General features: G+C 54.8%; 10 protein-coding genes. 2 read left to right on the top strand and 8 right to left on the bottom strand.

Annotated elements, in window-relative coordinates; translation table 11 throughout:
• Positions 1–536 precede the first annotated feature (536 nt).
• The 5 genes from AS19_RS05855 to AS19_RS05835 form a co-directional block, all read right to left on the bottom strand.
• Positions 537–1934 (bottom strand): hypothetical protein, encoded by a 1398-nt coding sequence (locus AS19_RS05855; protein ID WP_144412628.1) that lies wholly within the window; start codon positions 1932–1934, stop codon positions 537–539.
• Positions 1931–4027 carry a TonB-dependent receptor domain-containing protein gene (locus tag AS19_RS05850; RefSeq protein WP_011588387.1) on the bottom strand — a complete coding sequence of 699 codons (2097 nt, stop codon included), beginning with the start codon at positions 4025–4027 and terminating at the stop codon, positions 1931–1933. The genes AS19_RS05855 and AS19_RS05850 overlap by 4 nt, the downstream gene beginning before the upstream one ends.
• Positions 4028–4162: 135 nt before the next feature.
• On the bottom strand, positions 4163–4945 hold the full coding sequence (locus AS19_RS05845) for an SDR family oxidoreductase (protein ID WP_011588386.1): 783 nt from the start codon (positions 4943–4945) through the stop codon (positions 4163–4165).
• Between the two features lie 255 nt (positions 4946–5200).
• A complete protein-coding gene (locus tag AS19_RS05840; RefSeq protein WP_011588385.1) occupies positions 5201–6130 on the bottom strand; it encodes an electron transfer flavoprotein subunit alpha/FixB family protein in 930 nt (309 codons plus the stop codon).
• On the bottom strand, positions 6130–6879 hold the full coding sequence (locus AS19_RS05835; RefSeq protein WP_011588384.1) for an electron transfer flavoprotein subunit beta/FixA family protein: 750 nt from the start codon (positions 6877–6879) through the stop codon (positions 6130–6132). The genes AS19_RS05840 and AS19_RS05835 overlap by 1 nt, the downstream gene beginning before the upstream one ends.
• A gap of 464 nt (positions 6880–7343) precedes the next feature.
• On the opposite strand from AS19_RS05835, the gene AS19_RS05830 reads away from it, so the two are divergent.
• Positions 7344–8999 (top strand): electron transfer flavoprotein-ubiquinone oxidoreductase, encoded by a 1656-nt coding sequence (locus AS19_RS05830; RefSeq protein WP_011588383.1) that lies wholly within the window; start codon positions 7344–7346, stop codon positions 8997–8999.
• A 94-nt stretch (positions 9000–9093) separates the two neighbouring features.
• On the opposite strand, the gene AS19_RS05825 is transcribed toward AS19_RS05830, so the two are convergent.
• Positions 9094–9297 (bottom strand): hypothetical protein, encoded by a 204-nt coding sequence (locus AS19_RS05825; protein WP_035458391.1) that lies wholly within the window; start codon positions 9295–9297, stop codon positions 9094–9096.
• Positions 9298–9426: 129 nt separating this feature from the next.
• Here AS19_RS05825 and AS19_RS05820 point away from each other — a divergent pair, with 129 nt between their 5' ends.
• Positions 9427–10311: a LysR family transcriptional regulator gene (locus tag AS19_RS05820; RefSeq protein ID WP_011588382.1), complete on the top strand. Its 885-nt coding sequence runs from the start codon at positions 9427–9429 to the stop codon at positions 10309–10311.
• A gap of 80 nt (positions 10312–10391) precedes the next feature.
• On the opposite strand, the gene AS19_RS05815 is transcribed toward AS19_RS05820, so the two are convergent.
• Complete coding sequence (locus AS19_RS05815; RefSeq protein ID WP_011588381.1) at positions 10392–11138, bottom strand: pseudouridine synthase; 747 nt, start codon at positions 11136–11138, stop codon at positions 10392–10394.
• A 375-nt stretch (positions 11139–11513) separates the two neighbouring features.
• Positions 11514–13046: an NAD(P)/FAD-dependent oxidoreductase gene (locus AS19_RS05810; RefSeq protein ID WP_011588380.1), complete on the bottom strand. Its 1533-nt coding sequence runs from the start codon at positions 13044–13046 to the stop codon at positions 11514–11516.
• Positions 13047–13051 lie beyond the last annotated feature (5 nt).

Raw genomic sequence — 13051 nt, 5'->3', positions numbered from 1 at the left:
CACATGGCTTTAATGCACTATTCTGGCCACCATCATCACCATTACCAGGCTGGTGGCGAAGTGATTGATGCGGGCTCTATACCCCTTCGAACTCGCTTAAGGCCTGGCTGTGGCTAGGAGGCAACGCCCTGCCCTGCTCCATCAAAATTGCTAGGAACAAGATAATCCCTGCCGCGGTACAGGAAACGGCGAGTTGAACCGAAAATTCAAGGAACCACACTACATCAACGCCATGACAGGGAGATATCAGCGAGCGTGCAAGACACACAATGGTGATCACGCAAACAGTAACAACGGAACGGGATCTGACTCAGCACCGGTAGCGTGAGCGTGCTGCATAGCGAACACTCCCGCATTGTCGATAGCCACCCCCTTCGGCAGAGTAGCTTTGCCCAAGAGGCACAAGAGGTGTCGCGCTACTCAAAAGTAGCGCGAAATTGCTCCCGGGCCGAAGAAACGGCCCAGGGACTGGGTGGCCACACTGGCACAGGTTAAACGTGCTGCAATAGCGATAAGCTGGTCGCCAGCCAACGCGCTTAACCTTTGCCCAATCTCCTCCAAGCTAGCAGCATACCGGACACCAGTGCGGCAAGGATCAGCAACACCAGAACCACCATTACGGCATCTCGCTGCGGGGGGGATAGGCCTAGGCGGCCCACGAAATGGTACTTATGTAAATTGATGAAATGCAGTGCACGTAGAATGGAAGAAGGAGTGACTTCGTTAGCCATATGGCCACTGCGAGTTTCCACCAGCATGGCCAGCTGCGGCTGATTCACCAACGACAACTTGCGCACCGGTAAACGCTTGTAGACACTAGGATAATCAAAACGAAATTTCGTAAGTAGCTCTGTGTCTCGGACCTCAACGGACTCACCCACAAAGCGCTCTACCAGTTTCTTCGCATAGGCTTCATCGGCACCGGTCACCTTCTCGCCCTTCACGGCATTAACATACTGCAGTGCCGTCACGCCGTTCTCACCCTGTTGTTGGAATTGCCACAACACGTCGTCACCCACTTGCACCGGCCGTACCGCCACTGCACGATCCATTAGCATCAGCGGATTCGTCGCCAATGAAGATACTGCTATTAGCGTGTCATCCCGAAAATCTATCCATTGCGGCGGATTCAATTTATCAATCGCCACATGTACACCACTGCTGGCAAAGCCAAACAAAGAGAGCCCACCGACCAGAGTCAACCAGCGATGCCAACGACGCACGCCATTGCCCTTGTTTAAATGGCGCCAGCGCCGAACGAGCAGTATCAGCCCCCCCAGTGACATCAATAGCAAGGGAACGGAAAACAGCAGCACCACGGGAGTACGCGCGGCGTGCGGCAACCAGTGCCAGCTATGGAACCAAGAAAATGCCTTGAGCGCTTGTCGCCGACCCCAGGTAGCCGCACTGGCTAGCCGCTGCTGCTCCGTATCCAAGTACAGTGTTAATCCGTCCTCACGCTCTAGTGCCACCCGCCAAACGGGCAACAGACGGTTAACTTCACGGTATTCATTGCTGAACTGCTCTAACGGTATGGCAGAAAGAATGCCCGCATCAGGATCATCCACCAGCATTCTGGCCAGCCAGATGGCGTGCAAACGATCTCCATGGGCGATTTCTTCACTGCTATCGGCATGAAAGTAACGCGGTTGAGTATGTCCCGCCTCCACTACCCGGTATTGCCAACCTCCGTCGATTTGTTGCAGCTGAACATTCGTGACCGCATCAATGTCCTTCTCCTGCAGCAAAACATCAACCGGCCTGACCTCAGCCGCGCTAGGCAGCAAAGGCCTAACAATTTGGTGGCCCTCCATAGGCGGCTTCAACACCCACGCCATCAAGGGATGTAACAGCCCGCTCAGTAACCATAACATCAATGGCACCGCGACTAACCAGGCTGCGCGGCGATGCCAAGTCATCAGAAAACGCATCACAGACGATACTCCGCGCCGACATAAAGTGAGCGGCCAATACCGGGGGTAACGCTGGCCACTGGGTTGGGATTAAACGGAGAGGCTAACGCCGGTGCCGTGCTGATACTGCCGGTGCTGGCATACACTTTATCGCCCAGATTGCGGCCATCGAAATATACTTTCAGACCGTTGTTGAACTCACGACTCAAGCGCAACCCCCAAACCGAATAGCCCGCGGTTTCCCAATAGCGGCCACCGCTGTTGGTATAGGTGAGCGGATAACCACTGACATAACGCAGATTCGGCTCAACCAAAACCTGGGCAGAAGGGCGCCACTGCAAGGCGGTAAAAATAGTGTGCTCAGGAATGCCGGGTAGTTGATTGTCTCCGTAAATCGGATCGTCATCAAAGGTGAAATCGGACCAATTGTAGACCGTCTGCAGCGCCACATTTTCTTTGCCGGGAAGGCGCCAAGTGATACCCGCTTCGAGCCCTTGGTGAATTGTATCAGTGGGGGAATTGAACAATGCTGTCACATCGTTTACTTCAATATTAAGCAGCTCATCTTCAACATTGGCGTGGTAAAGCACCATATCCCAGTCCAGCACATCACCCACGCCACGCCAACCAAGCTCGATGGTGGTGGCTTCCTGCTGCTCCAAGCGTAATCCGGGCACAGGCTGTGCCCCTAGCTCTGAGCCGGAGGGCATACCGATACTCTGTGCTACCTGAACGAACAGGGTTTGCCCTGCTAACGGGGTAAAGCTTAAGCCCAGCTTCGGGGAAAAGCCCCCCATATCCACCGTATAACTGTCGTCCACAGCCTCACCGGAAGGCTGCGGAAAGAATGGGCAGTTACTGCACAATGGCGGCACGCTGGCTTGCAGATCATCCAAACTACGTTCGGACTCGACCCATTGCGCCCCCAGCGCTACCCGCCAGCGATCGCTGACTTGCCATTGCTGTTCAGCATAAGCCTCCACCTGTTTCACACGAAACACATCATCGAGGAACTGATTTCCCTTTTGCTTACCGTTCTGTGCATGTTGGAAGCGAGTGTTATCGTCATGGCCATAGGAATATCGCAGCCCCGCCAGCAAGGTATGCCCTTTGCTCCAGTGCTTTCGATAATCCACTGCGCCACCAATAGACTCACTGCTGTTATCAATAATCCCCACAAAAGGGGTCGGCAAATGATCAAGGTTAGTCCGGTTATAAAAGACACTGGCCACAAGTTGTTGATCCCCCGCCAGAGGAATCAGAGTACGGTTGGCCAAACGGATTGCGCGCCAGTTTCGATCCGTATCGAACGATTTATTAAATGCCCCAGCCTCCTGACTATCGTCTTCAAGGCGGTCTCGGCGGATACTGCCAGGCAACTCCAGCTGAGCGTCATCCGAAGAAAAATAGGTCCGGTTTTCGATACCGTTATCGAAAAGCACACCGAAGTTACCAGAGGCACGTTTGTTATACTGGCTGGAGTGATCGCGGTAACCCCGGTAATCAGACTGACTCAAGGACAGGTAACCATCCATATTGCCTTTCTTGCCCCCGAGGGTAATGCGGTTGGCCCGCCAGCCGTAATCACCCAATTCGGTACGCAACCGAATACCCGGTGCGGTGCGGCCTGTCTCACTGACATAGTTAATAGCACCACCCAGAGCCGATGCGCCAAGCGTCAGTGCACTGGCGCCCCGGTACACTTCCACATAACGGTAAGACAACGGATCGATTAACTGGTTGGTCGTGCCATTATCCAGCCGTGATAGGGGCACCCCATCCTGATAGCTAACGATACCCCGGCCAAAACTGGTCGTGGACAGCCCTGAGCCCCGGATAGACAGAAACACATCATCGCCGCCATTCTGATTAGCAACCCAAACACCAGGGGTCCGCTTGAAAAGGTCTTCCTGATTAGCCACATGGCCATCTTCAATGCTCTCCACATCCAGCACCCCCACTGAACGGCTTTCTACAAACAACTCACTACGGCGAACTTCAGGAGAGACAGAAAGCGTATTGTGCTCTGGCTGGTCATTCACGAGCACGGGATCCAGCTGGTTAGCCCAAGCGGGTGCCGTAAGGCAAAATAATAATAAAAACGGCTTTCTCATGACCTTCCCCGAAATAACAGTAGGTCGCGAGTATAGTGGTTCATAAGGAGGGTCTAATGCGGCGAATTGTCGCGGCAGAACGGTTGTTGTCGCGATTAGCGACGCAACAAAAAACGGGACAAACAATGCCTAAACCTAGCGATGACGCCCCATCACACTGCCAGCAAGTCGAACCGCCCAACGTTCAGGCAGGCAACGTGTTATGAACGTCATTAAACGGTAAAGCCAGCCGGGGATCACCACCGCCTTCCCTTTGGCAAGGCCTACCAAACCGGCACGAGCCACCGGGCTCACTGCCATCATGGTTCTCTGCAGCGACGGATCCATTTCCCCACGGGCCTTGCTGGAAAATTCGGTGCGGGTACCACCTGGACTCAAGGTAGTGACGACAATCCCGCAAGGCTTCAATTCTTCGTGTAAAGCACGGCCCAGTGTTTGCACAAACGCCTTACTGGCAGCATAAGTCGCCATACCAGGAATCGGAAACCAAGCAGAGACAGAACTGATATTCAAAATCCATCCCTCACCCCTCTCCGCCATGGGCTCAGCAAATAACCGGGTGAGAGCCAGCAAAGCGCGGTCGTTCACCTCTAGCATGCCGAGTGTTTGTTCCAGCGATAACTCCAACAGGTTTTTCTGATACCCATAGCCCGCATTATTAATCAGAATATCCACCTTCAGACCACGGCGGGCCACCTCATCAAACAGCTGCTGTGGCACCAAAGGGTCGGCCAAATCTGACGTAATTACGCAAACAGACACCCTGCATAATTCAGCCGCAAGCGCTTCCAACCGCTCAGTACGGCGAGCCACCAAAATCAGGTTACATCCCATCGCCGCAAGCTGACGAGAGAGCTCCTGACCAATGCCGCTGGAGGCACCGGTGACCAGTGCCGTTTTTCCATTGAAAATTTGCATTGCTTTGCTCTTGTAGCTTTCAACCTGCCCAGAAGAATGAGTTCAAGATTCAAAAACGCGAAACCGCCTTACGGTATGTGGGTGTTCCGCCCACATTCATACTGTTATTTATAACGAGCAACAATATTGAATCTGAAATAACCAATAACCGTTGTTCACACTTTTGGATCCAATAGCCACGATTGTATTTTGCCCAACGTCAAAAACAAAAAACCCGGCACAAGGCCGGGTTTTTTTTGGTGCGGAAGGCGCGCTTTACAGCTTGCCGTCCAGCTCCGGTACTGCTTCGAACAGGTCAGCCACTAGGCCGTAGTCCGCCACCTGGAAGATGGGGGCTTCTTCGTCCTTGTTAATAGCAACGATGACCTTAGAGTCTTTCATACCGGCCAAATGCTGGATGGCACCGGAGATGCCCACAGCAACGTACAGGTTCGGCGCAACGATTTTACCGGTCTGACCGACCTGCATGTCGTTAGGAACGAAACCTGCGTCAACGGCGGCACGGGATGCACCCACGCCAGCGCCCAGCTTATCAGCCAGCTTGTACAGAATTTCGAAGTTTTCGCCGTTACCCATGCCACGACCACCGGAGATTACGATCTCGGCAGAGGTCAGCTCAGGACGATCAGACTTGGCCAGCTCTTCACCCACGAAGGAAGAAATGCCAGCGTCTTTAGCAACGTCGATGTTCTCAACAGAAGCAGAACCGCCTTCTGCTGCAACGCCATCGAAAGAAGTACCACGCACGGTGATCACTTTCTTGGCATCGCCACATTTAACGGTCGCAATGGCGTTACCAGCGTAGATCGGACGCTTGAAAGTATCCGCATCGATCACGTCGGAAATCTCAGAGATCTGAGCCACGTCCAGCAAAGCCGCCGCGCGAGGCGCGAAGTTCTTACCGGTGGTAGTGGCAGCAGCCAAGATGTGGCTGTAATCGCCAGCAACTTCAGCAACCAGATCGCCAATGTTTTCAGCCAGCTGATGCTCGTAGGCATCGTTGTCTGCGCACAGCACTTTGGAAACGCCATCAATTTTAGCGGCTTCCTCAGCAACAGGGCCACAGCCTTTACCAGCTACCAGCACAGTGATGTCGCCGCCAATTTCTTTAGCAGCAGCAACCACACTCAGGGTGACCTTGTTGAGCGCGGCGTTATCGTGTTCGGCGTAAACTAATACACTCATCAGATCACCTTCGCTTCGTTCTTCAGTTTCTCGACCAGCTCGTCAACGGAGCCAACGATAATGCCAGCCTGACGCTCAGCCGGAGCTTCCACTTTTTCAGTGGTCACACGCGGAGTCAGGTCAACGCCCAGATCAGCGGCTGTCTTGGTGTCCAGCGGCTTTTTCTTGGCTTTCATGATATTCGGCAGAGACGCGTAACGCGGCTCGTTCAAACGCAGGTCAGTGGTAACCACTGCCGGCAGGCTCAGCTCAACAGTCTGCAGGCCACCGTCGACTTCACGGGTAACCTTCACTTTACCGTCAGCCACATCCACTTCAGAAGCGAAGGTGCCCTGCGGCATGCCAGCCAACGCAGCCAGCATCTGGCCGGTCTGGTTGTTGTCGCCATCGATAGCCTGCTTGCCAAGAATAACCAGCTCGGGCTTCTCTTCATCAACGATGGCTTTCAGTGCCTTAGCAATGCCCAGAGGTTGAACCTCTTCATCGGTTTCGACCAAGATGGAGCGGTCGGCGCCCAGAGCCATGGCAGTACGCAGCTGTTCCTGAGCGGCCTTAGGACCGACGGTAACGGCAACAATTTCGGTAACCACACCCTTTTCTTTCAGACGCACTGCTTCTTCTACAGCGATTTCACAAAAGGGATTCATGGCCATTTTAACATTGGCGAGATCAACGCCAGAGTTGTCGGCCTTCACGCGAACCTTGACGTTGTAATCAACGACTCGCTTGATGGGTACAAGAACCTTCATAGGATCCTCGGAATGTTCCATTGGGTGACTTGTAGAAGGAGGCGACATGACGCCGTTGCCGGGTCCACCCCCGCGAAAGAGCCGCTATCTTGAACGCTCGCCCACAACAGGTCAATAGCCCAAAAATCCGTAAGCAGATGATTTTGCTGCAAATAGACCACATACATTGTCGGCTTTTCGTGACCTGCCAGTCGGTGATTTTCTTGTAAATCAACCATCTAGCAAGAGATAATCTAAACACTTGTTTGAAAGTGCCCTGCGCCGGTTCAAAAGTTGACACAAGTTAAGGTCCGCAGGGTCAACCCCAGTAGTGGTGTGGTTTCTTCTATCTCTATATACTCCGCGCCACCCTAAGATAGGTCTCGGCCGGCCATTGAGAAAGATTTTCTGTTACCGCAAATGTCAGAACATCTTTCTCAGTGGCTTGCGGGCCAAACACGCAATTGATAGTGAGGAGACAGGCTGTGGAACGCGAATCTATGGAAGTCGACGTAGTCATCGTTGGCGCCGGTCCTTCCGGTCTGGCAACCGCCTGCCGTCTGGGGCAAATTGCCCAGGAAACCGGTCAGGAAATCAGTGTTGTTGTTGTAGAGAAAGGCTCTGAAGTCGGTGCCCACATTCTTTCCGGTGCCGTGCTTGAGCCACGCGCCTTGAATGAACTGTTCCCCAACTGGCAGGAACTGGGTGCGCCGGTGAACACCAAGGTCACCGGTGATGAAATCTTCTTTCTCACCGGCCCGGAAAAAGCACAGAAAGTACCCAACATGTTCGTTCCCAAAACCATGCACAACGAAGGGAACTACATTATTTCCCTGGGTAATCTGTGCCGCTGGCTGGGTGACCAGGCCGAAGGCCTTGGCATCGAAGTATTCCCAGGCTTCGCCGCTAGCGAAGTGCTATACAACGAAGATGGCTCTGTAAAAGGTATTGCCACCGGCGATTCCGGTATCGGCCATGATGGCGAGCACAAGCCCAGCTACACCCCTGGCATGGAGCTGCACGCCAAGTACACCATATTCTCGGAAGGCTGCCGTGGTCACCTGGGTAAGCAGCTGCAGGAAAAATTCAACCTGCGCGAAGGAACCGATCCGCAGCACTACGGCATCGGTATCAAAGAGCTGTGGGATATCGATCCGGCCAAACATCAAGAAGGCCTGGTAGTTCACACCGCTGGCTGGCCGCTCACCGAATCCGGTTCCCCGGGTGGTGCGTTCCTGTATCACATCGAGAACAACCAGGTTGCCCTGGGCCTGATCACCGACTTGGCCTACTCCAACCCGCACGTCTCGCCGTTCGACGAAATGCAGCGCTGGAAAACCAACCCGGAAATCAAAAAGCATCTGGAAGGCGGCAAGCGTGTTTCTTACGGCGCCCGTGCTATCTCCAAAGGTGGCCTGCAGTCTCTACCCAAGATGACCTTCCCCGGTGGTCTGCTGGTAGGCTGTAATGCCGGCACCCTGAACTTTGCCAAGATCAAGGGCACTCACACTGCCATGAAATCCGGCATGATTGCCGCTGAAATTCTGGCTGAAGCACTTAAAGGTGGCCGTGGCAGCGACGAGCTGACCGAATACAAAGACGCCTTCGAGAAAAGCTGGGTTTACGAAGAACTGCACGCCCAGCGTAACTTCGGCCCGGCCCAGCACAAGTTCGGCAACCTGATCGGTTCCGCCTTTGCCTTTGTGGACATCAACTTGTTCAACGGCAAACTGCCCTTCACCATGCGCGATACCACCCCGGATCACGCCACCCTGAAGCCGGCGGATCAAAGCAAGAAGATCGACTACCCGAAGCCGGACGGCAAAATCACCTTCGCCAAACTGGACAGCGTATTCCTGTCCAACACTAACCACGAAGAGGATCAGCCCTGTCACCTAACGCTAAAAGATCCGAGCGTGCCGCTGGAAGTTAACCTTCCTAAGTGGGACGAGCCGGCTCAGCGCTACTGCCCGGCTGGTGTATACGAAGTGGTGGAAGACGAGAACACCGGCGACAAACGTTTCCAAATCAACGCCCAGAACTGTGTTCATTGTAAGACCTGTGACATCAAGGACCCCACCCAGAACATCAACTGGGTGGCACCTGAAGGTACCGGCGGCCCCAACTACCCGAACATGTAAGTTGGGCTCACACGGTTTCCGTGTCGCAAACAAAAAAGGCGCCTTTTCAGGCGCCTTTTTTGTTATGGCCGCAGCAGCCACCTTCATTCAGGTTTCAGGCTAGAGGACGTTGTAACCGCTGAATAATCTGAGCACGGTGCTGCGCGCGGTTCTTGCGCAGGCGATACCACGCCAAGCGGATGCGGTAATCCAGCGCATCCATCATTGCCAACGGTGGCATAGCAGGCATGTGCAAGTCTGGCTTGCGCGATTGAGTCCTTACCGGGGCTGCAAGCCTCTGGGCTTCGTTATGCTTCATGGTCTCCTCCCTGTCCGATGACAATATGGCGTGGCTAGGCTGTGATTGGCCCCCATGATGCAATCGGGTTTATGATCAGTAAATCGAAAAGAACTGCATCCACTGTTCAAAATTTCTGAAAGGTCAGCCATGCCGTCCCCTGCCCCCCTCCAACCCTTACTGGATACGGAAATCCTGCGCAGCTTCGTGGCCATTGCCGAAACCGAAAGCTTCACACAAGCCGCCAGCGAGGTCTTTCGCACCCCCTCCGCCTTAAGCATGCAGATCAAGCGGCTGGAGGAACAGGTGGGGCAGCGGCTGTTCCTACGCGAAGCGCGGCGGGTCAGCCTAACGGCAGAGGGCGAAGCCATGCTTGGCTATGCCCGACGTCTGTTGAAACTGAACCAGGAAGCCATTAGCCACTTCACTGCCCCGGAGCTGGAAGGCACCGTGCGGCTAGGCACACCCGATGATATTGGTACCCGCATCTTGCCTCAGGTGCTGACACAATTTTCTCGTTCTCACCCCGCCGTTCAAGTCAATGTGCTGGTTGGCCGCAGTGCCGACATGCTGCAACAATTCGATGCCGGAAAGCTGGATTTGATTATGGTAACGACGGGTAAACAAGGGCGGCCAGCCCGAGGGGAGGTGGTGCATAACGAACCTCTGGTATGGGCCGGAGCACAAGGCGGCATCGCGGTCACTCAGAGTCCTTTGCCCCTGGCGCTGGCCAGCCAGGGTTGTCCGTGGCGCAAGATAGCACTGGAGGCGCTGGACCACAGCCAACACCGCTACCGCATTGCCTATATCAGCGAGCACTGTGCCGGCCAGGAGGCTGCCATGCAGGCTGATTTGGCCATTGGCCCCTTTCCTCTCAGCCTGACCCAGCCACCGTTGCAGCAACTAGGTGACGAATACGCCTTACCCGCACTAGGCGACTACCAAATCGCCATGCTGTACCGCGGCGAAGAAGGGTCCGCCACCCAAGTACTGGCTGGCCACGTCCGCGCAGCTTTCCGCGCGCGGCGACGCTAACAGCAACCTCCTGCCCTGACACAACCTCAAGACAATGCAGGCGAAACACACTCACGGCTCAAGCCAAAGACAACCGCACTTTACTCCACTGGCTCTGGATCTAAAGCCGTTTGCTGCTCTGCCTGGGTCAGCTCCCGGCTTTCCCCCGGTGCCAGGTAAGCGTCCAACTGAATGCGGCCTACGGCCAAACGGTGCAGCGCCGTTACCTTCTTCCCAGTACGCCCAAACATTCGCTTAATCTGGTGATACTTGCCTTCGTGAAGCCATACATCCGCTTCAAAAGAAGAACGAATCGTTAGCCTGGCCGGCTGGGTGTAAATTTGCTCGAAGTCGAACCACATACGTTGCGAAAATGACACTACATCTTCATCGCTCAACGGTTTATCAACACTCACCCGGTAATGTTTCCAGAGGCCCGTTTCCGGCAAGCTCAAGCGACGCGACCAGGCACCATCATTGGTCAGCAACACCAACCCTGTGGAATTAAAATCCAACCGCCCGGCCAGATGCAGCCCTTCACGCTGGCCCCTTGGCAGCAGCTCCAGCACCGTGGGGTGGTGCTCATCTCGGGTAGCGCTGACGACCCCCGCAGGCTTGTTAATCATCAAATAACGCGGCCGGTTCGCCTGCAGAATTTCACCATCGCACACCACCGCATCAAAAAGGCCAATTCGCCGCTGCCGATCCCGCTCCACCTGCCCGTTTACCCGCACGCGCCCGGCAGCCAGCAACAGCCGCAGATTGCTTCGGCTCATTTGCAGTCGGGCGCTGAGAAAACGGTCTAGGCGATGGTGTCGAGAAGTCATCAACACATGATAACCGAGCACACAGATTTCCCGTAGCCGGAAGCGACATACCCATGGCTGGCAAGCTCAATCAAGCATCACTCTTACACTTTTCTCACGCTGTCCTCTGCGCTGTTACGGCCACTCTCAGCGTCACACTGATAACGCCCGATGATCCGGTAGCTAAATAAAAAACCGATTCTCAAAGCGTGCACCGCGCTGCTGTTATCGACGGCCAGCGAGTTGCCTATCCGCCATCTTGCCGTCTTGCTGTCTTGCTGTCTGGGAGACCTGAGCGGGCGCCTAGCGACTGCGCTGTACTTTTATCGCAGCGCAACTCAATGCCCAAAAGCCATCCACAAAAAAAGGGGCAGCTTAGGTTGCTGCCCCTCGTTCACACATTAACGCAAGCCTCCCTCAGGCCTCTACTTCTACCTCCGCCTCGGCTTCGGCATCGGCATTCGCGCACACAAACTCATAATCCGTGGACTGCACGTTGCGCGTTTCCAGCCAGTAGCGCAACGTGGAGCCCGGCCACAGAGCGAAATTCTTACCATCGTCCTGTTGATACCAGCTGGTACAACCGGAGGTCCAGGTGGTGCCTTGCAGGCGGCGCTGCACGTTGGCATTAAAAGCTTGTTGCGCTTTGGGCTTCACATCCAAATAATCCGCGCCCTCCTCTCGCAGCAGCGCCATGCATTGCAAGGCGTATCTCACCTGGCACTCAATCATGAACAGAATGGAATTATGGCCCAAGCCAGTGTTTGGCCCCACCAGCATATACAGGTTCGGGTAACCACTGACGGTAATACCATAATGTGCTTCAGCAGATTCGGCCCAGTCCTTATTCAGATCATGGCCCGGCAAACCGGTCAGCGGAAAGTCTTTCATGTAGATACGTGGATCCACCACAAACCCTGTGCCGAGAATAATACAATCCGCGTCATGCTCTACCCCATCTTCCGTCACCACACTGTTGGCTTTCACCTCGCGGATACCGGCAGTAACCAGCTCCACATTGTCACGGTTGAACATGGGGAACCACTTGTTGGAAATCAGTACCCGCTTGCAGCCGAAGGTGTAATCAGGTGTCAGTGCCTTCGCCAGCCTCTTGTCTTTCACTTGCAGGCGGATGAACTGTTTACAAAGGGCACCCAGCAGCCGTGCGGCTTTAGGGCTGGAGGCTGGCGCCACCCGAGACTCATTGCCCCAGTAAAGGCGCGCCCGGTGCAGTTTGCGCAGGGTCGGGAAGCGCTTGAACAACCGCCGTTGAATACCCCAGTAACCGCGTTCATCACGGGGAATAACCCACGCCGCGCTACGCTGGAACACCGATAGCTTCTTCACCTTGGGGGCAATTTCCGGGCAATACTGAATGGCGCTGCCACCCGTACCGATGGACACCACCTTCTTGCCCACCAAGTCATAACCATGATCCCATTCGGCTGAATGCATCACCTTGCCTTTGAAACGCTTGAGTCCCTTGATGTTCGGCACATTCGGCACATGTAACGGACCGGAGGCGAGCACAAAGTGGCGACAATCAATGGTCATGCCCGCGGCGGTGCGCACCGTCCAGCGGCCAGTGGTTTCATCAAAATGGGCTTCGTTAACTTCCTGGTTAAACTGGATAAAGGGCCGTAGCTGATACTGCTCCACGGTATCGAGAATGTAGTTCTCAATTTCGTCCCGAGGCGCATAACGCTTGGTCCAATCCGCCTTGGCGGCGAAGGAAAAGGAATACAAGTGCGACTGCACATCGCAGGCGGCCCCCGGATAGCGATTGAAATACCAAGCACCGCCCACCTGCGCAGCCTTCTCCAAAATAACGAAATCCTCATTGCCCGCTTCGCGCAGCTTGATCGCCATGCACAGCCCGCCGAAGCCAGCCCCTACAATGGCCACATCCACCGACACCGTCTTGGCGGGAATCTTGGCTTTACTAGTCATGTCAC

Source organism: Alcanivorax sp. NBRC 101098 (assembly GCF_001010505.1).
GTDB classification, from domain to species: Bacteria; Pseudomonadota; Gammaproteobacteria; order Pseudomonadales; family Alcanivoracaceae; genus Alcanivorax; species Alcanivorax borkumensis.
The sequence above is the reverse complement of the archived record's forward strand: the minus strand, read 5'-3'. Positions and strand labels throughout refer to the sequence as shown.